Raw genomic sequence first — 20,541 nt, 5'->3', positions numbered from 1 at the left:
GGCTAGGGTGAGGGGACGCGAGTGTGGGATGCAGGTCACTCTGAACAGTTAGAGCGGCGGACAAGGTTCATAGAAAACAAGAGAGGGAGGCATCAGCCTCCCTCTCTTGTTTTCTAACGTTATAAGCGGCATTTAACCGGTTCTGGTTCAGGCTGTGGCCAGCCAGTTGAGCCAGGCATCCATCCCTTCGCCTGTAGTGGCGCTGACCTGGATCACCTGAATATAGGGGTTGACCCGTTTGGCGTTCTCGATGCAGCGGGCCACGTCAAAGCTGACGTAGGGCAGCAGATCAATCTTGTTGATCACCATCAGCTGGGCAGCGGCGAACATGTCCGGGTATTTCAGCGGCTTCTCTTCCCCCTCGGTGACGGAGAGGATCGCCACCTTGTACTTCTCGCCGAGATCGAAGCTGGCGGGGCAGACCAGATTGCCCACGTTCTCGATAAAGAGGATGCCCCCTTCATTGGCGGGCAGCTGGTGGCAGGCGTCGTGGACCATCTTGGCGTCCAGATGGCAGCCCTTGCCGGTGTTGATCTGCACGGCAGGGACGCCGGTGGCACGGATACGATCCGCATCGGCGCTGGTCTGCTGATCCCCTTCGATCACGGCGCAGGGGCGCTTGTCGGCCAGCTGGCGCAGGGTTTCGCACAGCAAAGTGGTTTTGCCTGAACCCGGGCTCGACACCAGGTTGAGCACCAGCTGTGCCGCCTCGTCGAAGTGTTCGCGGTTGTGGGCCGCCAGCGCATTGTTCTTGGCCAGCACATCCATCTCGATGGCGATCAGCTGGCGCTGCCCCATACCGGGCACCGACAATCCCGCTTCCCCTTTGCCATAGTGCAGATCACCCTGCTGATGGTCATGGTCATTGTCATGGTCATGCGCGTGGGAATGGCCGTGGTCATGAGAGTGGATATGATCATGATGATGGTCGTGGGGGTGATCATGGTGGTGCTCATGCAGCTGATCATGCCCCTCATGGCTTATGGGAGCCCGCACACCGTGGTAGTGGTGATGGACATCTCCCTGATGGTGATAGTGGTGGTGAATGATCAGGGTGCGTGGCGCACTCTGCTCATGATCATGGTGATGTTCATGTTCGTGATGATGCTCATGATCGTGCTCATGGCCGGCAATCCGCGCCTGGCCGCATCCGCATACGCTACACATATCAACTTACCTCGATGTCGGTGATGCGCAGGCTATCGCCCTGCGCGACTCGTAATTTGTATCCGCCGCACTCGGGACAGGCCTGCCCGCGCTCGGTGAGGGTGACCGTCTGGTTGCAGTCGTAACACCAGGCCTCTGCCGCCTGGTGCTGAAAATGCAGCTGGGCTCCTTCGACGGCGGTGCCCTTGGCGGCGGCCTCGAAACAGAAGGCGATGGTGTCAGGGTCGACGCAGTAGAAGCTGCCGACCTCGAGCCAGAGGGCGGTCACCTTGGTAAAGCCCCGCTGGGTGGCCTGCTCGGCAGCCAGATCGATGGCGGCCATGGCCAGAGACATTTCGTGCATGGTGGCTCCTTAACCGATATGGGGAGGAGCAGTGACTCCTCCCTGTAATTGACGGAACGGCATGGCCGCTCAACAGATCCGCGGCAGCAGCTCCCCTTGCGGCAGCTCCAGATAACGGCGGCTGCCCCAGGGGTTGTTGAGGATCACCTTGTGGCGATCGCTTGCCTGCACCACGCCGATCTGGCTTGCAGCGGGGTTTAATTGCCGCAAGATGCCCAGTGCGTCCTGCGCCTGTTCGGCAGGCAGGGCCAGCACCATGGTTCCCTCGTTGGCGAGATCATGGGGCTCGAAACCGTAGAGCTCGCACAGGCCACGCACCGGATCGCACACCGGAATGGCGGACTCCTCCAGTTCGATGGCAACGCCGGAGGCGCTGCTCCACTCGTTGAGCACGGCGGCAAGGCCACCGCGGGTGGCATCGCGCAGGGCGTGAGGGGTAATGCCTGCCTGCAGCAGCGCTTCTACCTGTGGCCAGAGGGTGGTGCAGTCGCTCTTGAGATCAGATCCCAGTTGCAGGGCGTCACGGGCCATCAGGATGCAGGCGCCGTGGCTGCCGATATCCCGCGACACCAGAATGGCGTCACCGGCTTTGAGGTTGCGCACCGAGATGCCCCGGCTCTGCTCAGGCAGCGGGAAGGTGCCGACCCCGCTGGTGTTGATAAAGATCTTGTCGGCCGCCCCCTTGGGCACCACCTTGGTGTCGCCGCAGACGATGCGGGCACCGCTCTTGGCCAGCTCTGAGGCCATCGACTCGACGATGCGGGCCAGATCGGCGTAGGGGAAGCCCTCTTCGATGATAAAGCTGGCGCTCAGATACTCGGGTTTGGCCCCCATCATGGCGAGATCATTAACCGTGCCGGCGATGGCCAGCTTGCCGATATCGCCCCCCTCGAAGAAGAGCGGCGAGACGGTAAAGCTGTCGGTGGTGAAGGCGACGGGGCCGTTTACCGGCAGCAGGGCGGCATCTTCACCGCGCAGCAGGATCTCGTTGCCAAAGTGGCGAAAGAAGAGCTGGTTGATCAGCTGGTTCATCTCCACGCCGCCGCCGCCATGGCTTAACTGAATTTCTCTCATTGGATCCCCATATATCGGTAGTAGGCATTGCAGGCCCCTTCGGAGCTGACCATGCAGCTGCCCATGGGCTGGGTCGGGGTGCAGCCCCGGCCAAAGACTTTGCACTGGTTCGGTTTGGCCAGGCCGCGCAGGATATCGGCGCACTGGCACGCCTTGTGATCATCGATGGGAGTCTGATTGAGCGCAAAGTGACGCTCCGCATCGCGCTTGGCAAACGCATCGCGCAGGCGCAGGGCGGAGGCGTTGATATCCCCCAGACCTCGCCAGCGAAAGTGCTCGCGGGTCTCGAAAAAACGCTCGACCAGCCGCTGGGCGGCTTTATTGCCACTGGCAGTGACGGCGCGGCTGTACTGCACCTCCAGCGCGTAGCGACCCTCCACCTTCTGGCGCACCATCATCAAGAGCGCCTCCATCACATCCACCGGCTCGAAACCGCTCACCACCACCGGCACCTGATAGCGATCGACGATAGGCAGGTAGATATCGGCGCCGGTGATGACGCTGACGTGGGAGGGGCCGATAAAGGCGTTCACCTTGGCAACGCCGTCGGCCATCACCGCATGAATGGCGGGGGGCACCAGCACATGGTTGATATGAAACAGCAGGTTCAGGGCCCCTTGCTCTTCAGCGGCGGCCAGCAAGGCGGCGGTCATCGGGGTAGAGGTCTCGAAACCGATGGCGAAGAAGACCACGGTTTTTTCCGGGTTTTCTTTGGCGATACGCAGGGCATCGAGGGGGTCATAGACCGGGCGGATATCGCTCCCCTTGGCGCGCTGCTGGGCCAGCGTGCCTTTGGAGCCCGGCACCCGGATCATGTCTCCCAGGGTGACCAGAATGACATTCGGTTGACTCGCCAGCTCGATGGCCTGATCGATGCGCTCTTTGGGCATGATGCAGACCGGGCAGCCGGGGCCGTGAACGAACTCGATGCTGGCCGGCAGCAGCTGGTGCAGGCCGTACTTCATGATGGTGTGGGTATGGCCACCGCACACCTCCATCACCCGCAGCGGCTCGGGCAGATCTTTGGCCAGTTCGGTGATCTGGGCGGCGAGGGCGCGGATCACCTCGGGCTGGCGAAAACCCTGAAAGAGATCATTCAAGGTCAGCATGGCAAGATATCCTGTTTGGGCATCAGGGCCACCATTTGGCGGAAGCTCTCGAGGCTGGCCTGCGCCTCCTCTTCGTCAATCTTGCTCATCACAAAGCCGATATGGAGCAGCACATAGTCGCCCTCCTGGAGAGGCTCTTCGAGCAGCATGCAGCTGACGCGCCGCTGCACCCCCAGGGTATCGACGGTGACGCAGTTATCTTCGGGGTGCAGCTGCACCACCTGAGAGGGAATGGATAGACACATGGATTTCAGGACTCCGACAAGGTGGCACAACCGGTTGTGACAGGCTGGTGCGTGGCAAGATGGTGGATGGCAAACCAGAGCTGACCGGCGGCGATGCCACCGTCATTGAGTGGTAGGGTTTCGCTGGTCAATACTTGCCGACCGGCCGCTGCGAGCGCGGGAACCAGCTGGTCCATCAGCACCCGGTTTTGAAAGACGCCGCCCCCCAGCGCCACCGGATAGCCGGGGAAGCGCTCGGCAAGGGCAACTACCAGATTGCTGATGGCGCGGATAAAACCGGCGGCCAGGCTGGCGGTAGAGGTGCCTTTGCGCCGCTCGCTGACAAGGGTATGGATCAGCTCTGCCCACTCGATCTGCAGTGGCCCTTCCGTTGATTGGCTGAGATCAAAGGCGAGGGGGAAGGGCGCTTCATCGGGGGTCAGCTGCAAGGCGGCTGCCTCCAGCAAGAGTCCCGCTTCGCCCTCGTAATCGGGGGTGTCGATCACCCCCAAGAGCGCCGCCACCGCATCGAACAGACGGCCGATGGAGCTGGTATGGGGGGCGTTGCGACCCAGCTGCCAGAGCTGGTGCAGGTTGCTGATCCGCTTAAGGGGCAACTTGCTGATCAACGGAATATCGAGGGCGCTGATCTCCTCAGAACTGTGCGATTCAAACAGCAGCCCCAGCAGCTGACGTACCGGTTCGCGGATGGCTGCCTCGCCGCCGATCAGCTTGAACGGCCTGAGATGAGCAACCCGCTCAAATCCCTGAACGTCTGCGATCAGCAGCTCGCCGCCCCAGAGGGTGCCGTCATCGCCAAGGCCGGTGCCATCGAAGGCAACACCCAGCACCGGGCCCGTGATGTCGTGCTCGGCCATCACTGCCAGCAGGTGGGCGTGATGGTGCTGCACCTCGAGGTGGGTGGCACCCTGATCCTGGCAATAGCTTTTGGCCCACTGATGGCTGAGATAGCCGGGGTGGCGATCCGACACCAGCAGTTCGGGTTTGAGATCGTAGAGGTCGCGAAAGGTCGCCAGGGTTTGCTCGAAGTGCTCCTGCATCGTCAGGCTGTGCAGATCGCCGATATAGGGGCTGTAGATGCGCTGGCGGCCGAAGGCGAGCGCCAGCTGGTTCTTTTGTTGCGCCCCGACAGCCAAGAGCGGCACCCTGACCGCCTCTTGCAGGCTGGGGGTGCAGGGGGCATAGCCCCGGGCGAGGCGCAACGTCTGGCGTCGCCCGCCCGCCCACTGCACCAGACTGTCGTCGCAGGGGTGCAGGATGGGGCGGTTGTGATCCAGGATGCCGTCAATCTCGCTGCCGAATTCCCTGACCACCGCCTCGCACTCAATAAGGATTGGGCTGCCGCGACCATTGGCGCTGGTGGCCACCAGCGGCATGGCGCAGGCGTCCAGCAGCAGCTGATGGAGCGGGGTATAGGGGAGCATGACGCCAAGGTAGGGGATGCCGGGGGCGATCCCCTCGGCCAGCGGCGCAGTTGCAAGTTGGGATTCTGACGGTCGATCATCGTTTTCGCGCTTGCGCAGCAAGGCGATGGGTCTGGCCTGAGAGGCGAGCAGTTGCCACTCGTCTTCGCTGCCGGTGACATGCAATTTGGCCTCGGCAAGGGATCCCATCATCACCGCCAGCGGCTTGCGTGCGCGTCGCTTGAGCATTCGCAATCTCGCAACACTCTGTTCATTGCGGGCATCACACATCAGGTGATACCCCCCCATCCCCTTGACCGCGATAAGCTTGCCCGCTTGCAGGGCGTGGGCGGCGGCGTGCAGGGCATCCTCGCGCTCGGCCAGGGCATCACCGCGACCGTCGTGCCAGCTGAGATGGGGCCCGCACTCGGGGCAGCTCACCGGCTGGGCGTGGTAGCGTCTGTCCAGCGGGTTTTCATAAGCCGCCGCACAGCGCGGGCACATGGCAAAGCCTGCCATGGCGGTATGGGGACGGTCGTAGGGGAGGCGGCGGATGATGGTGTAGCGCGGGCCGCAGTGGGTGCAGTTGGTAAAGGGGTAGTGGTGGTGGCGATCGTTGGGATTGACCACGTCCCGGGCGCACGCCTCGCACATCCCCTGATCCGGCGAGATGGCGACCGTGGCCGCGCTCTGCTGCTGGCTTGCCTTGATATGAAAGGCGCCGTTGTAATCGGGATTCGGGTTTTGGGGCAGTTCCCGCTCGCTGAAGTGATCGATGCGGCTAAGCGGCGGCGCCAGTTCCCGCAGTTCGCGGGCAAAGCTGGCGAGCTGCTCGGGCGATCCTTCGGCGCCAATGGTGACGCCGCTCGCGTCGTTCAACACATAGCCGGCAAGGCCGTGGCGCAACGCCAGCCCATAGACGAAGGGGCGAAAGCCGACCCCCTGCACGATGCCGTCGAGATGAAATTCGCGGCGCAGCCGGTTGGCCACAGGATTGGCAGAGCCAGAAGGGGCGATGGTGGCGCTCATGCCGGCTCCATCTCATCTTGAGTCTGCGGTAAACGCAGCACCCGGCGCTCGTTCTCTTCGCGCCGCACCCAGCCATCCATCTCCATGCGCAGGCAGAACGGAATGGCGTATTTGCGCGACAAACCGGTGATCTCCTTGAGGGATGCCATGTCGATCAGATCTCCCACCTGCTGGCCCGCCAGCACTTCGGCGACCATCTGGTTGTAAAGCTCGGCGTCGTAGTAGATGGGGCCATCGAGCTGCACCAGATACTTGAGTCGCGCCAGATTGCGCAGCTGCTTTTGCAACGCGCCTTTTTGTAGCAGGCCCTGCTGCAGGGCCGCGGGCAGCTGGCGGGTGATAAAGGGATCCAGCTCCACGCCGCCGGGGCCCAGTTTACCGGGCTCGTACCCCTCCTTGCCTTGATCTCGCACCACCTTGAGCACCAGCTGCGCCTCTTCCCCCAGATCATCTTCCGACTCGCCGCTGCCCGGCTGCCACTTGTCATGGTGCAGGCGAATGTGCTGCTCGCTCTTGAGCTGCTGGAGCAGGGCCTGAGTGACCGGCAGGGCGATACCAAAGCGGGTTGCAAGCTCCGCAGCGCTGAGCGGTTCGCTGGCCAGCGTGGCGAGCAGCTGGTCGCGGCTTTGGGCCAGCCAGCAGTTATCCAGCAGCCACTCACCGAGGGGGGTGACCTGCTCTGGCTGCTGGTCAAAGCGGCTGGCCAGCACATAGCCATTGAGGCCTAGCTGCAAGGCTGCGGGGTTGTAGCGCTCCAAGTCATCAGGCAGCTCACCCAGCAGGGCGTGCAGCGCCTTGCGTCTGGCGGGATGGATGTCACCGCACCAGACGATACGGGCGCCGTGCAGCAGTTCGCTGCTGCCGTGGCGAATGATGGCGAGCGGCTGGCCAAAGAAGCAGGGGATGGTGCTGGTAAAGATCAGCCGCGCCAGCCGGGTATCCTTGATGGGCACGAAACGGGCCCGGCCATGCCAGCTGCCAAGGGCCACCTCGACCTCCTGCGTGCGCAGTGTCTTGCTACTCAGGCTCTCGGCGTTGAGTCGCACGATAAGGTGGGTCGCCGCCTCGCACTGGCCGACAGTGCTGGTGAGGCAGTGACCGCGGGCCACCTCCTTGTGGGGCACTTTTTTCAGGCCCACCGCTACCCGGCAGACGGCGCCAATCTCGTCGACGTTCTGGTGATAGGCCTGCAGGGAGCGCACCTGTACCTCCCGATCGGCGGGGTAGAGGCGCAGCTTGTCCCCCACCTTAAGGCTGCCCTGCTGCAAGGTGCCGGTAAGCACGGTACCGGTGCCGTTGGCGGTAAAGACCCTGTCTACATACAGTCGCGGGGCGCTCTGCTCGCGGGCAGCGTGTGAGGCTGGCAGTTCGGCAAGCTGGCGCACGATGGCGGCGTGCAGGGCAGCCATATTGGCGCTGGTTTTGGCGCTGACGCTGACGATGTCGGGCACCATGCCGCTCTCGTCCATCACCCGCTCCAGCAGACTCTCTTCCAACAGCAAAAGCTCGTCAGGGGAGACCAGATCGCACTTGTTGATGCAGACCAAGAGGCGCGGCACCCCCATCGCCTTGAGCAGGCGCAGGTGATCGCCGGTCATCGGCATCCACCCCTCGTCGGCTGCAATGACCAGCAGCACCAGATCCAGACTCCAGAGCCCCGCCACCATGTTGCGGATATAGCGCTCGTGGCCGGGCACGTCGATGACACCTATGGTGTTGCCCTGACCGTCATCGAAGTGGGCAAAGCCGAGATCCTGAGTCATGCCGATGGCCTGCTCATGGGCGCGGGCGGTGGTGATGCCGGTGAGGGCCTTGATCAGCAGGGTCTTGCCGTGATCCACGTGGCCGGCAAGACCGATAACGGCGCGATAGGGGGTCATGGGATCAAGGCTCCTCGCTCGCATTTGTTGCATTGAACGGGGCGGGCAGTAGCAACTCCCTGAGTTGGGCGATCAGCAGTTCCATCTCGGTCGGCAGCAGGGTGGCCATATTGAGCAGTACCTTCTGCTGGCGCACGGTGGCGATGACCGGGACGGGGAGTTCGCGCAGCGCATCGAGCAGCTGCTGGGCCGGACGCGGGTCGGTGCATTCGAGCGCAGGGGCCGGGTAGAACTCGTCCGGCAGGGTGCCGCCGCCCACCACCAGCTGGGCGGGGACCGGCACAAAGCAACCGGGCAGGGCGGCCATCAGCCGGGAGGCTCTCGCCTCCATGGCGGCCGCGTTGCTCAAGGTGCGCTGGGCAATCCCTTCACCGATTGGGGACTTGTTGAGCTTGTGAATGAGCAGGCGTTCCAGCAGGGAGTAGACGATGCGGCTCGGGCGGAAGGTGCGCATCATGGGGTGTTTTTCCAGCCGCTTGATAAGATCGGCGCGGCCGCTGATGATGCCCGATTGCGGGCCCCCCAAGAGCTTGTCACCGGAGTAGCAGACCAGATCTGCCCCCGCCTTGATGTACTGGCGCACCGAGGTTTCATCCGGCGCAAACTCTTCGCTGGTCAAGCCCGAGCCCTGATCCACCGCCAGCACCACGTGCTCGGGCAGGGCGCGGGCCACTTCGCCGATATCGGGGGATTCGGTAAAGCCGCGAATGGCGAAATTGGATCTGTGCACCATCAGTACCAGCGCGGTCTGATCGGTGATGGCATCGAGGTAATCTTTGGCGGTAGTGATATTGGTGGTGCCCACCTCCACCAGTTTGGCGCCGGAGAGCGCCAGAATGTCGGGGATGCGAAAGCCTCCGCCAATCTGGATCTGCTCGCCGCGGGAGACGATCACCTCGCGCCCCTTGGCTACCTCCTGCAGCAGCAAAAAGAGCGAAGCGGCGTTGTTGTTGACCACCAGCGAATCCTCGGCCTGGGTGAGGCAACGGAGCAGGGGGGCGATCAGCCCCTTGCGCCCGCCGCGCTTGCCGGTGGCGAGATCCAGCTCCAGATTGTTGTAGCCGGTGTTGAGGTCGCGCACCTCGTCCCACAGCTCGCTGCTTAGCGGCGAGCGCCCCAGATTGGTGTGCACCAGGGTGCCGGTGGCGTTGATCACCCGGGTCTGGCGCTGGCGCAACTGCTGCCGGCAGCGTTTGGCAATCAGCGCCTCGATCTGCTCGGGGGCGACGCCATGCTGGCGAAAATATTCGCTCTGGCGCAGTTCGCTCAGGGTATCGCGCACCGCCTGAGTCACCAGTGGGCGGCTCAGCGCCTCGATAAACCCGGCGAGAAAGGGTTGCTGCAGCAGCTGTTCCACTTGCGGCAGACGGCGGGTTTGTCGCTGTGAATCGTTGGCAGCCGTACCTGATGCGGGCTGGCGGTGGGGGATGGCTGGCGCGTGAGACGAGTTCGGCATGGGATTACCAGTGCAGTGCGTGGGTTCGGGATGCGCACCGGTTTGCCGATAGAGAGGCCGAGCTGACGGGTTATGGCACTGCTGGCGATTTGCGGATGACTGCAAACTGGGTGCATCAATGAGCGGGTATAAATTAATGCTGCATCGATGCTGATAAATTAATTTTTGGCCAGCGAGATAACCTGAGTTCGGATTATATTGGCAAGCGGCAAGCACCTTTTTTAAGGTATTACTTAAAACATATTGAACAAACAATGGAAATAACATTCAGGCCGAAAAATTCAGCGGAAGAGTATTTGTTCAATAGATAAATTTGGCGGAAGAGGCAGGAATCGAACCTGCCAAAGCCTTCTCGGCTCACATCGGTTTTGAAGACCGAGGAGGCCACCAGACCCCATCAACTTCCGTAACGGTCGCCATTTTGTGGCAAATTTCTGTGACTGGCAACGCTTTTTTTGTCATAAAAAAGCGAGAGTTAGCGATTTTTTGAAAAAATCAAAGAACCTTGTTTTATATCAAGTTCAGCACAATTAGCCCGATGTTTTTAATTTAACATCGGGCCTCGATCACATTGCCGGAACCGTTGGTCAATAACGGTCGTTAACAACTCGCTAAATAATCACCGGTTGGCGTTGGCAATATTCCACTGCTCCAGTTTCTCTATTAACAAGTCGGTATCCCTGGCGGCATCAAGGTGCTGATAAAGATAGTCCATCGCCTCGCTCACCATCTCGGTCATCGGGAAAGAGAACGCTACGATGGCCGGTTGTACCCCGACAAAGATCACCTCGGGGACAAAGGTCTTGAGCTCGTCGATCAGGAAATTGAGCGGCATATTGTGGGTCGAGAAGATAAACATCTCGGCGATGGTCTCGGGGGGGATCACCTGCAGGGTACCCGCCTTCTCGCCGATCTCGGCGGCATCCACCAGCACCACCCGCTCAGGTTGCAGCTCCCGCACCTTGTAGACCACATTTTCCGGCGCGATGCCGCCGTCGATATGGATCCAGCCGGGCAGGGGGGCGGCTTGCAGCTTGTCGGCGAGATAGGGGCCGGCACCGTCGTCCCCCATCATGGCATTGCCCACGGTCAACACGAGATTGCAGCCCATCAGCGGCTCCTTACCATCAGGTACATATGGGGGTCGTTAAAGAGGGCGGTGAGCTGATCCATAAAGGTATTGGTCCAGCCCAGCTCCTGCTCATCGAGCAGATTGTCGGCTTTGCGCAGTCGGTCGAAGGCGCAGGCCAGCATATGGCAGTGCTCGCGATAGATGGTGATCTCGCCAAAGGTGAGAAATCCCTCCATCTTGCGGCGCGCTTCACTTCCCTCTGGCAGCTTGGCCACCCAGTCGCGATAACCGGTCAGCGAGCAGACCAGGTCTGCTCGCAGGCAATCGACGATGCCGAGGTGGTGGCCGATGGCGAGGCTGTAGTACATCACCTCCTTTGCTTCCTCGGGGACGTCGAACTGCTCGTCGACGAACTTGCGCGAGAGGCGATAGAAGAAAACCTCGTCAGCCATGCACCGCCTCTCCCTTGCCGGCCGCCCGGTTGAGGCAGGCGTTTGCGAGGTTGTTGACGATCTCCGAGAGGCGCGGATCGTCGTGCTGATCGAGGTAGCTCTGGATGCGCAGATCCACATCCTTCTGGGTCGCCCCTTCGAGCAGGGCCATAAACTCGTCGGCGATGATCCGCCCCTGCCGGTAACCGGCCATGCGGCGCGCTTCGCGTTCGATCATCACCCGGATTTCATTGGGGATGCCGGTGTGGCGCAGCTCGACCCGTTCACCCGGTTGCACCTCGTGGCTGGTGGCTTTGAGTTTTTGCTCAAGCAGACCGAGCGCCACCGCAAAGCCGTAGATGGTTGCCGCCGGTGTCGGAGGGCAGCCGGGAATATAGACATCCACCGGCACGATTTTGTCGGTGCCGCCCCAGACGCAGTAGAGGTCGTGGAAGATGCCGCCGTCACAGCCGCAGGCGCCGTAGGCGATGCAGATCTTGGGATCGGGCGCCGCCTCGTAGGCGCGCAGGGCCGGTACCCGCATCGCCCGGGTCACCGCGCCTGTAAAGAGCAGGATGTCGGCGTGGCGGGGGGAGGCGACCACCTTGATGCCGAAACGCTCGGCATCAAACAGCGGGGTGATGGTGGCGAAGATCTCGATCTCGCAGGCGTTGCAGCCGCCGCAATCGACCCGGTAGACATAGGCCGAGCGGCGAATGTCCTTGAGCAGGGTCTTCTTGAGTTTGGTGATCTCGGGATCCTGTGCCAGCGGCACGGCGCGGGTATGGGCATGGCCGACAACCGGTTCTATGCCTTTGATCTTGCTCATCACATCCACTCCTGTTGTGTGGCCATCGGTGTAGCTATCGGTGTGATCAGGGCCGAGTCAGGCTGGCTCAGCATGCTCTGTTTTCGTTTGCAGTCGGGGCAGTGGTGCAGCCGCTCCGGGGTGGCCAGCGGCGTGCCCGCCTGCTTGAGGGTGTCCTCCACCAGCGCCACCAGCTTGCTCGGGGCAAAGTAGGTGCCGCACAGGGTGCAGGGGGCCAGCGCGAAGCGGGCCTCCTCATAGAGATCCGCCTTGTTGGTCACCGCCAGCTCGAATTCGGGGGAGAGGGCGATGGCGCGGGTCGGGCAGACCTCCTCGCAGCGGCCGCAGAAGATGCAGCGCGCCATGGAGATCTCCCAGCGCCGTTCGCCAGTCTCCATGTCCACTTCCATCACCAGCGCATTGGCCGGGCAGGCCTTGGTGCAGGCGGCGCAGGCGATGCACTGATCCGCCTGATATTTGGGTTTGCCGCGAAAATCCCGGTTCACCTCGTAAGGGGTGAAGGGGTACTTGGCGGTCGGGGTGCCAGCCTTGAGGATGGTCTTGAACAGCTTGATCATGATGACCCCTTATTTCAGCGGAGAGTGTTTGCGATCGATGCCGTAGCGCTCGATCTCCTTGTAGGAGACCACGGTGGATTTGCCCTTCCTGGGGTCGACCAGGGTGACCCGGTCGGTACAGGAGTAGCAGGGGTCCAGACTGCCGATGATGAGCGGCGCATCCGCCACGGTATTGCCGCGCAGCATGTAGCGCAGCGCAGGCCAGTTGGCGTAGGTGGCGGCGCGGCAGCGCCAGCGGAACAGCTTCTGGTTGTCGCCGGTCATGCTCCAGTGGACGTTTTCGCCGCGGGGCGCTTCGGTAAAGCCCAGCGCAAACTTGCCCGGCTGGTAGGTGAAGCCTTCGGTCAGCAGCGGCCCTTCCGGCAGGTGCTCAAGGCCGAACTCAATCATGTCGAGGGAGTCGTAGAGCTCGTGGATCCGCACCAGCACCCGGGATTGCACGTCGCAACCGGCCAGGGTCTGGATCTCCATCGGCAATTCGCGATAGGCGGCAAAGTCGTGCACCCGGCGCACGTCGCGCTTGAAGCCGCTGGCCCGTACCATGGGGCCGACGCAGCTGAAATCGCGGGCGATTTGCGGGTCGAGCTTGCCGATACCGATGAGGCGGGAGGAGATGTTGGCGGTATCCAGCAGCATGGCCACCAGGGGTTTGAGCTCATCACGCAGCTCCCGTACCAGCTGGGCACCCTTGATGCGATCTTCCTTGAAGATGTCGCGACGCACCCCGCCAATCAGGTTGAGGCCGTAGGTCTTGCGGGCGCCGGTCAGCAGCTCGGCCAGGGTCATGGACTTTTCCCGCACCCGGAAGAACTGCATAAAGCCGGTGTCGAAACCGGTGAAGTGGCTCGACAGGCCGATGTTGAGGATATGGCTGTGCAGGCGCTCCACCTCCAGCAGCACGGCACGGATCATCTTGGCCCGCTCCGGCACCGGAATGCCCATGGCGTTCTCCACCGAGGTGGTGTAGGCGACACTGTGGGTAAAACCGCAGATGCCGCAGACCCGGTCGGTCAGAAACGCCACTTCGTTGTAGCCCATGCGGGTTTCCGCCAGCTTCTCCATGCCGCGATGGACATAGAAGAGGCGGTAGTCGGCATCGATGATGTCTTCGCCGTCGACGAACAGACGAAAGTGGCCCGGTTCGTCCGAGGTGATGTGCAGCGGGCCGACCGGCACGATGCGGTTGGCATCACTGCCGAGCTCGTTGACGAAGGGGTAGGTCTCGGTGTCGGTGGTGGGCATCGGGCGCTGGCGATAATCCATGGCGTCCTTGCGCAGTGGATGGATATCCTCCGGCCAGTCATCCGGCAGTACCAGACGGCGTTCATCCGGCAGGCCGATGGCGCGCAGGCCGTACATGTCGCGGATCTCCCGCTCGCCCCACACCGCCGCCGGAATGGTCGGGGTGATGGAGGGGTACTCCTGGGTATCGGCATCCACCAGCACCTTGACGGTGATCCAGCACTTGGTGTCGCCCTCCATGGAGAAGACGTGGTAGACGGCGAAGTGGCCGTTGAGGCTGCGCTCGTCATTGGCAAAGGAGAGCGGAAGCCAGCCCCCCAGCTGATGGAAGATCAGGCTGGCGGTCTCGACCAGACTGGTGGGTTTGACGGTGATGGTGGCCTGATCGGCGGTTTGCCACTCCTCGTCGACGATGGCGTGGGGCAGTTGTGCTCGCACCTGCTGGATGTAGTCGCAGCCGATGCGATCCGAAATGGCGATGGTCATGCAGTTCTCACTTTAATGTTCGGGAATGAGCATTCACAAATGATGAAATTGGAAAAAATTGCTGTGCTGGCGGGCATGGCTCAGACCCCGACCAGATAGGCGAGCAGCGCCAGCAGGGCCAGCCCCAGCCCAAAGCGGGTGAGCTTGTGGGTGCGCACGAACTGGGTACGGGCCATGGCGTTTTCGATGATGCCAGCCAGCAAAAAGGCCACCAGCAGCTTGCAGGCGAGGATCAGCGCCGCGCCGATGAGCGCAGGCAGACTCCAGTTGGCCGCCTTGCCGAAGGGCAGGAAAATGACCAGAAAGAGCTGCACCACTACCAGTTGCTTGAGGCCGATGGAGAGCTTGAGCAGGGCCAGGCCCGCACCGGAATACTCGGTAAGCGGCCCCTCCTGCAGCTCCTGCTCGGCTTCGGCGCAGTCAAAGGGCAGCTTGCCCATCTCGACAAACACCGCGAAGGCGCAGGCGGCACCGGCCAGCAGGGTGGCGATGGGCGCGGCCAGTGGCTGGGTCGCCACATAGCTGCTGATGTTGCCCAGATCCGAGCTGCCCACCATCATCGCCATGATGAAGCAGGCGAGCACCAGAATGGGCTCCACCAGAATGCCGAGGGTCAGCTCGCGGCGGGCACCAATACCTGCAAACATGCTGCCGCTGTCGAGCCCCGAGAGGGAGAAGAAGAAGCGGAAGATGGCGAACAGATAGATATCGGTGATGAGATCCCCGGCGATGGGGAAGGGGGACTCGTGAGTCAGGGTTGGCAGCGCCATCCCTACCAGCAAGAGGGCGGCGATGAGCAGCGCAGGCATCAGGTTGAAGATGATGCCGGCAGGCTCGGGGGTTACCTCCTGACGGCGCAGGAGCTTGGCGATATCCCGGTAATCCTGCAGCAGGCCCGGTCCCTGACGGGAGTGCATCTTGGCCCGCAGCACCCGGTTGAAACCGGTGGCGAGCGGCGCCAGCGCCAGCATGGCGATGGCCTGGGTCAGGGCGAGGGCAACCATGCCCCAGCTCGGCATTTCAAGAACAGGCATATCAGACTCCTACAGCCATCAGGATAAAGAGCGCCAGCACAATGGCGTGCAGCAGCCAGCCGGTCATTCCGCTGGTATCGCTCACCCCGTGCAGGGCGCTGGCCAGATCGAGCTGCGGCTGCTTGCGATAGAGCGGCGCGCAGAGTTGGCGCAAGGTGTGGGTGACACCGCCCGAGGTGAGGCTCATGCGCTCCTCGTAGGCGTAACCACAAGCCCACGGGGTGCCAGCGTGACGACGACCCAGCTTGGGCCCCTTGAAGATGGCGAGTACCAGCAGCGGAATCAGGAACAGCCCCAGTAAGGTGATGGCGATAACGGGCGGGGAGAGGATCGCTTGTGAGCTGTCGAGTGGCAGCAGGGTGGCGCCGGTGGCGACACTCATTTGGCTGGCAACCAAGGCTTGGCCATAGCTGGCGATATGGGGGGCAATCCAGGGGGCGCCCAGACCCAGCACCAGACAGACCGCGGCCAGCAGCAGGGTGCCTGCCACCATGGCGCCCGGCACTTCGCGGGCGTGGCTCGCGTGTTCGCTGCGCGGGGCGCCGCAGAAGCAGATGCCGTAGACCTTGACGAAACACATCACCGCCATGGCGCCGGTCACCGCCAGCATCACTACCGCGAGCGGCGCGACGACAGAGGTGCCGAGTTTGGTCATGGAGAGCAGGGATTGATAGATAAACCACTCGCTGACAAAGCCGTTGAGCGGCGGCAGCGCCGAGATGGCCATGGCACCGATGAGGAACGCCAGCGCAGTCCAGGGCATCAGCTTGGCGAGGCCCCCCATCTTGTCCATGTCGCGGGTGTGCAGGCGGAACATCACCGAGCCGGTGCCCATAAAGAGCAGGCTCTTGAAGATGGCATGGTTGAGCAGGTGATAGAGGGCGCCGAGCAGCCCCAGCACCACCAGTGCCGGTTGCTGGTTGGCGATGCCGATCATGCCGATCCCCATCCCCATCAGGATGATGCCGATGTTCTCCACCGTGTGGTAGGCGAGCAGCCGCTTGAGGTCGTGCTCGGCCAGCGCAAACAGCACCCCGAGCACAGCCGAGCAGGCGCCGAAGATCAGCACCACATAGCCCCACCAGAGCTGGCTGGCGCCGAGAAAATCGATGCTGACCCGCAAGATGCCAAAGAGACCCAGCTTCACCATGACGCCGGACATCAGCGCCGAGATATGGGAGGGTGCAACGGGCTCGGCCACCGGCAGCCAGCCGTGCAGCGGCACGAAACCGGCGCGCAGGCCAAAACCGCAGAAGCTGAGCAGGAACACCAGAGAGGCCAAACCGCCCGCCAGATGGTGCTCGCGCAGCGCGGCGAACTCCAGCGAGCCAGTTTCGCGGCAGAGCAGCCAGAAGGCGATCAGCACCAGCGCCATGCCGATATGGTTCATCACCAGATAGAGACGGCTCTGTTTGGCAGCATCCGGATTGGTCTTGACCAGCCAGTAGGTGGTGAGGGTCACCAGCTCGTAGCAGAGCAAAAAACCGAGCGCATTGTCGGCCAGTACCATGCCCACCATGGCAAACAGGAAGAGGTTCATCAGCGCGCCGATGGCCACATCCCCCTTGCCCTGATATTCGCGGATATAGGCAAAGGAGTAGAGGGCGACGGCGACGCCGACGGTGCTAATCACCAGCAGCATCAGCGCGGCCAGCATGTCGAGGTGCACCGAGCCCAGCAGCCAGAGCTGGCCGTCGACGGGGGTGCCTTGGGCAAAGATCTGGATGGCGGCGACCAGACCCGCGAGCGAGCCCAGCAGGGCAAAACCGCTATTGAGACGGTTGGCCAGTGCGGGCAGTTTTTGCAGGAGCAGACCGGCGGCAGCGCCCAACAAAAAGAGCAGGAGCGTGGCCATAACAAGGGGGGACAACATCAGCGAACTCCCTCTGTGGTAGATAAATCGGATGCAGGGAGCGCCGTAGCAGGCGCCGAGAAGGCAGAGGCCCCTTGCGGGTTGGTGTCGGCCGCTTGCTGGCGACGGATACGTGCGGCGCGTTCGGTGTCGCCGTCATTGACCAGCTTCAGCGCCTGGGAGGGACAGGCACCGACACAGGCCGGGCCATCGGCGCGAAACTCGCACAGATCGCACTTGACGGCGATGCTGCGCACGCCCGGCTCCCAGCTCAGCAGATCCTCGCCAAAGCAGCGCAGGCCGGCAGAGGTGGAGGGGTTGCTGGAGCGGATGGAGCAGGGGATATAGGTGTCGTAACTGGTGGCCACGGCCACCGGACGGCTGCCGCCGCTCTGGATAGCGCCAAAGGGGCAGGCCACGGCGCAGAGATTGCAGCCGATGCAGAGCGACTCGTTGAGTTGCACGCAATCGCCGGTCTGGCGAATTGCCTCGACCGGGCACACCTTGATGCAGGGGGCATCGTCACAGTGACGGCACTGAACCGGCATGGTCGCCTGCTCGTGTCGCATAACGGTTAAACGGGGGGCTTGCTGCAAACCTTGTGCCTTGTGTACTTCACTGCAGGCCGCCATACAGGTGCCACAGCCGATACAAAGCTTGGGGTCAGCGATAACGAAGCGGTTCATAGCCTACCTTGTCGTGTCGCGAACGGAGAAAGTAGGGGCAGGTTGGCAAGATACGGGCCAGAATGGTTTTTGCAGGGAAATTGGTTTTAAGTGGCTGTTTTTAAATAAATAAAAATCCTCGCGTAGTTGAGTGAACGCGCTGATCTGGCTGTCGAACTGTGACGTTCGTCACTTGTGACGAAGCCGCCAAGAGGGTTCGTCACCCCGGAAAAGGCAGCATAAGCAGGGTGCAAAGAACGAAGTGAATTGCACCGCTATCAAATATGTTCGCGGTGCACGGCGCTGCGCTTGTTGCACCCTACGGCTGTTGTGTGAGGGAAAATGAGCTGGTTCGATTTGCCGTGGTTTGCTCCCTTCTCCCCTTGCGGGAGAAGGGCTGGGGATGAGGGGGCCGGTCATTGGGGTTAACGGAAAAGAAGAGGGAGGCCAATGCCTCCCTCTCTATTTGCTGACGTTTTCAATGCTATCAAGAGGCCATCAACCCGCCATCAGATATCCACCTGCGAGCCCAGCTCGATAACCCGGTTGGGCGGGATCTCGAATTGATCCGGGGCGCGCAGGGCGTTGCGCTGCAGCAGCATAAAGAGCTTGCCGCGCAGATAGAGATACCAGGGGCGGTCTTTCATGATGAGCGACTCGTGGGCCATAAAGAACGAGGTCTCCATCATCCGGCAGCTCAGCCCCTCGGCGTTGCAGCGGTGGAAGATCTCCTCCACGTTCGGGGTCTCGCGCCAGCCATAGCTCGCCACCACCCGCCAGAAGGTGGGGGAGAGCTGCTCGATGCAGACCCGGCGCACATTGTGGACGTAGGGCACATCCTCCACCCGCAGGGTGAGCAGGATGATCCGCTCGTGCAGCACCTTGTTGTGCTTGAGGTTGTGCAGCAGCGCATGGGGGATCACATTGACCACCCGCGACATATAGACCGCAGTGCCCGCCACCCGGGTCGGCGGGGATTTTTCGAGCGAGGCGATCATCGGCTCAAGGGAGTTGCCGTGCTCGTTCAGGCGGCGAATAAGCTGGAAACGCTCGCTCTTCCAGCTGGTCATCACGGTGAACATCACCGCGCCCAGAGTGAGCGGCAGCCAGCCGCCGGAGAAGATCTTGGCGAGGTTGGCGGCAAACAGCGGCACGTCGATACAGAGCAGCGCAGCAAACAGGATAGCCACCAGATACTTGTTCCAGTGCCAGCTGTTCTTGGCTACCGAGCAGGAGAGGATGGAGGTAAGCACCATGGTGCCGGTCACCGCGATGCCGTAGGCCGCCGCCAGATTGCTGGAGTGCTCGAAGCTCATGATGACGATCACCACCGAGATATAGAGCATCCAGTTGATGACCGGAATATAGATCTGGCCGGACTCCTGCTCGGAGGTATGAACGATGCGAATGGGGGAGAGATAACCGAGCCGCACCGCTTGCCGGGTCAGCGAAAAGACCCCGGAGATCACCGCCTGCGAGGCGATCACCGTCGCCATGGTTGCCAAGAGCAGCAGCGGCACCAGCGCCCATTTCGGCGCGAGCAGGAAGAAGGGGTTGGCAATAGCCGCCGGGTTGCTCAGTAGCAGCGCCCCCTGACCGAAGTAGTTGAGCACCAGCGAGGGCAGCACCACGATAAACCAGGCGAGGCGAATGGGATTCTTGCCAAAGTGGCCCATATCCGCGTAGAGCGCCTCCACCCCTGTGATCGCCAGTACCACGGCGCCGAGGGCAAAGAAGGAGGTGGTCTGGTACTGGATAAAGAAGCGCACCGCCCAGATGGGGTTAAGCGCACCCAGCACCTCGGGGTTGTGGATGATGCCGCGCAGCCCCAGCACCGCCAGTGTCATAAACCAGATCAGCATGATGGGGGCAAACAGCTTGCCCACCATGGCGGTGCCATGTTTCTGGATGGCAAACAGCAGGGTCAGCACCAGCACCGAGAGGGTGACGATATAGGGGTCGAGGGCGGGGGTGAGAATACTCAGACCCTCAATGGCCGACATCACCGACATCGCCGGGGTGATCACCACCTCGCCATAGAAAAAGCTGCCACCAATCAGGCCGAGGATGATCAGCAGCGGCGTCCAGCGGGTGGAGGCGTTGCGGGTCGCCAGCGACATCAGGGTGAGAATGCCACCCTCGCCGGCGTTGTCGGCCCGCATCACAAAGGAGAGGTACTTGACCGACACCACCAGGATCAGCAGCCAGAAGATCAGCGAGAGAAAGCCGAGAATGGAGGCCGGCTCGACGCCGAACCCGAATTGACCTGACAGGCACTCGCGCAAGGTATAGAGCGGGCTGGTGCCGATATCGCCATAGACTACGCCAATCGCCGCCAGCATAACGCCGGGAGTGGCTTGTTGTTTATCACAGTTCATGAGTTCATCTTGTCAGTTTGATGTTTACACGTTTGCCAACGCACAGCTGCCCGACCTACCAGGAGAGTCGTGATATTTAATCGGGAGAGAATTAATGGATTGCGATGGGAAAGGGCGCTAACGGAATAGTGATCTGCTTGTCATGGAACACAGTCTGTTCATCTGTCATTAAGCTTATAATGACACACACTCTGCGGGACTATGCTCAGTTATAAATAATCAAAAGTTCAATTTGAGTAAGAGAATTAATTATCCGGCGATTGAAATAGGCCGCGATAATGCAGGCAAC

At 61.8% G+C, this 20,541-nt stretch carries 18 protein-coding genes and 1 tRNA gene; 1 reads left to right on the top strand and 18 read right to left on the bottom strand.

What is annotated here, in order from left to right:
- Positions 1-147: 147 nt before the first annotated feature.
- Entirely contained in the window at positions 148-912 is a 765-nt protein-coding gene (gene hypB, locus AB5Y82_RS18330; RefSeq protein ID WP_368174357.1) for a hydrogenase nickel incorporation protein HypB, read from the bottom strand.
- Here hypB and AB5Y82_RS18325 point away from each other — a divergent pair.
- Complete coding sequence (locus tag AB5Y82_RS18325; protein WP_368174354.1) at positions 835-1,191, top strand: hypothetical protein; 357 nt, start codon at positions 835-837, stop codon at positions 1,189-1,191. The two genes, hypB and AB5Y82_RS18325, sit on opposite strands and share 78 nt — an antisense overlap.
- Here the strand turns inward: AB5Y82_RS18325 and hypA are convergent.
- The 17 genes from hypA to kup all read right to left on the bottom strand — a co-directional run bounded on the left by hypA (position 1,169) and on the right by kup (position 20,252).
- Positions 1,169-1,510 carry a hydrogenase maturation nickel metallochaperone HypA gene (gene hypA / locus AB5Y82_RS18320; RefSeq protein WP_335843818.1) on the bottom strand — a complete coding sequence of 114 codons (342 nt, stop codon included), beginning with the start codon at positions 1,508-1,510 and terminating at the stop codon, positions 1,169-1,171. The two genes, AB5Y82_RS18325 and hypA, sit on opposite strands and share 23 nt — an antisense overlap.
- A 69-nt stretch (positions 1,511-1,579) precedes the next feature.
- Positions 1,580-2,584, bottom strand: a complete 1,005-nt coding sequence (gene hypE, locus AB5Y82_RS18315) for a hydrogenase expression/formation protein HypE (protein WP_368174353.1) — start codon at positions 2,582-2,584, stop codon at positions 1,580-1,582.
- Positions 2,581-3,693 (bottom strand): hydrogenase formation protein HypD, encoded by a 1,113-nt coding sequence (gene hypD / locus AB5Y82_RS18310; RefSeq protein ID WP_201913799.1) that lies wholly within the window; start codon positions 3,691-3,693, stop codon positions 2,581-2,583. Before hypD ends, hypE begins: the two co-directional genes overlap by 4 nt.
- Positions 3,687-3,938, bottom strand: coding sequence for a HypC/HybG/HupF family hydrogenase formation chaperone (locus tag AB5Y82_RS18305; protein WP_216962483.1), 252 nt, complete (start codon positions 3,936-3,938; stop codon positions 3,687-3,689). Before AB5Y82_RS18305 ends, hypD begins: the two co-directional genes overlap by 7 nt.
- A 5-nt stretch (positions 3,939-3,943) precedes the next feature.
- A complete protein-coding gene (gene hypF, locus AB5Y82_RS18300) occupies positions 3,944-6,370 on the bottom strand; it encodes a carbamoyltransferase HypF (RefSeq protein ID WP_368174352.1) in 2,427 nt (808 codons plus the stop codon).
- Positions 6,367-8,250, bottom strand: a complete 1,884-nt coding sequence (gene selB, locus AB5Y82_RS18295) for a selenocysteine-specific translation elongation factor (RefSeq protein ID WP_368174351.1) — start codon at positions 8,248-8,250, stop codon at positions 6,367-6,369. Before selB ends, hypF begins: the two co-directional genes overlap by 4 nt.
- A gap of 4 nt (positions 8,251-8,254) precedes the next feature.
- Positions 8,255-9,706 carry an L-seryl-tRNA(Sec) selenium transferase gene (gene selA / locus AB5Y82_RS18290; RefSeq protein WP_111899990.1) on the bottom strand — a complete coding sequence of 484 codons (1,452 nt, stop codon included), beginning with the start codon at positions 9,704-9,706 and terminating at the stop codon, positions 8,255-8,257.
- 314 nt (positions 9,707-10,020) lie between these two features.
- Positions 10,021-10,112: transfer RNA gene (locus AB5Y82_RS18285), tRNA-Sec, on the bottom strand.
- A gap of 213 nt (positions 10,113-10,325) precedes the next feature.
- Complete coding sequence (hycI, locus tag AB5Y82_RS18280; RefSeq protein WP_111899989.1) at positions 10,326-10,817, bottom strand: hydrogenase maturation peptidase HycI; 492 nt, start codon at positions 10,815-10,817, stop codon at positions 10,326-10,328.
- A complete protein-coding gene (locus AB5Y82_RS18275) occupies positions 10,817-11,230 on the bottom strand; it encodes a formate hydrogenlyase maturation HycH family protein (protein WP_011706331.1) in 414 nt (137 codons plus the stop codon). Before AB5Y82_RS18275 ends, hycI begins: the two co-directional genes overlap by 1 nt.
- Positions 11,223-12,038, bottom strand: coding sequence for an NADH-quinone oxidoreductase subunit B family protein (locus tag AB5Y82_RS18270; RefSeq protein WP_368174350.1), 816 nt, complete (start codon positions 12,036-12,038; stop codon positions 11,223-11,225). Before AB5Y82_RS18270 ends, AB5Y82_RS18275 begins: the two co-directional genes overlap by 8 nt.
- Positions 12,038-12,595, bottom strand: a complete 558-nt coding sequence (locus AB5Y82_RS18265) for a formate hydrogenlyase complex iron-sulfur subunit (protein ID WP_368174349.1) — start codon at positions 12,593-12,595, stop codon at positions 12,038-12,040. The genes AB5Y82_RS18270 and AB5Y82_RS18265 overlap by 1 nt, the downstream gene beginning before the upstream one ends.
- Positions 12,596-12,604: 9 nt before the next feature.
- Positions 12,605-14,323 carry an NADH-quinone oxidoreductase subunit C gene (locus tag AB5Y82_RS18260; protein WP_368174348.1) on the bottom strand — a complete coding sequence of 573 codons (1,719 nt, stop codon included), beginning with the start codon at positions 14,321-14,323 and terminating at the stop codon, positions 12,605-12,607.
- Between the two features lie 80 nt (positions 14,324-14,403).
- A complete protein-coding gene (locus AB5Y82_RS18255; RefSeq protein ID WP_368174347.1) occupies positions 14,404-15,357 on the bottom strand; it encodes a respiratory chain complex I subunit 1 family protein in 954 nt (317 codons plus the stop codon).
- Position 15,358: 1 nt separating this feature from the next.
- Complete coding sequence (gene hyfB / locus AB5Y82_RS18250; RefSeq protein ID WP_368174346.1) at positions 15,359-17,230, bottom strand: hydrogenase 4 subunit B; 1,872 nt, start codon at positions 17,228-17,230, stop codon at positions 15,359-15,361.
- On the bottom strand, positions 17,230-17,895 hold the full coding sequence (locus AB5Y82_RS18245; protein ID WP_005351526.1) for a 4Fe-4S dicluster domain-containing protein: 666 nt from the start codon (positions 17,893-17,895) through the stop codon (positions 17,230-17,232). Before AB5Y82_RS18245 ends, hyfB begins: the two co-directional genes overlap by 1 nt.
- Positions 17,896-18,383: 488 nt before the next feature.
- Positions 18,384-20,252: a low affinity potassium transporter Kup gene (kup, locus tag AB5Y82_RS18240; RefSeq protein WP_088869065.1), complete on the bottom strand. Its 1,869-nt coding sequence runs from the start codon at positions 20,250-20,252 to the stop codon at positions 18,384-18,386.
- Between the last annotated feature and the right edge of the window lie 289 nt (positions 20,253-20,541).

This window comes from Aeromonas sp. s13 (assembly GCF_040907905.1).
GTDB lineage: Bacteria > Pseudomonadota > Gammaproteobacteria > Enterobacterales > Aeromonadaceae > Aeromonas > Aeromonas veronii.
The sequence above is the reverse complement of the archived record's forward strand: the minus strand, read 5'-3'. Positions and strand labels throughout refer to the sequence as shown.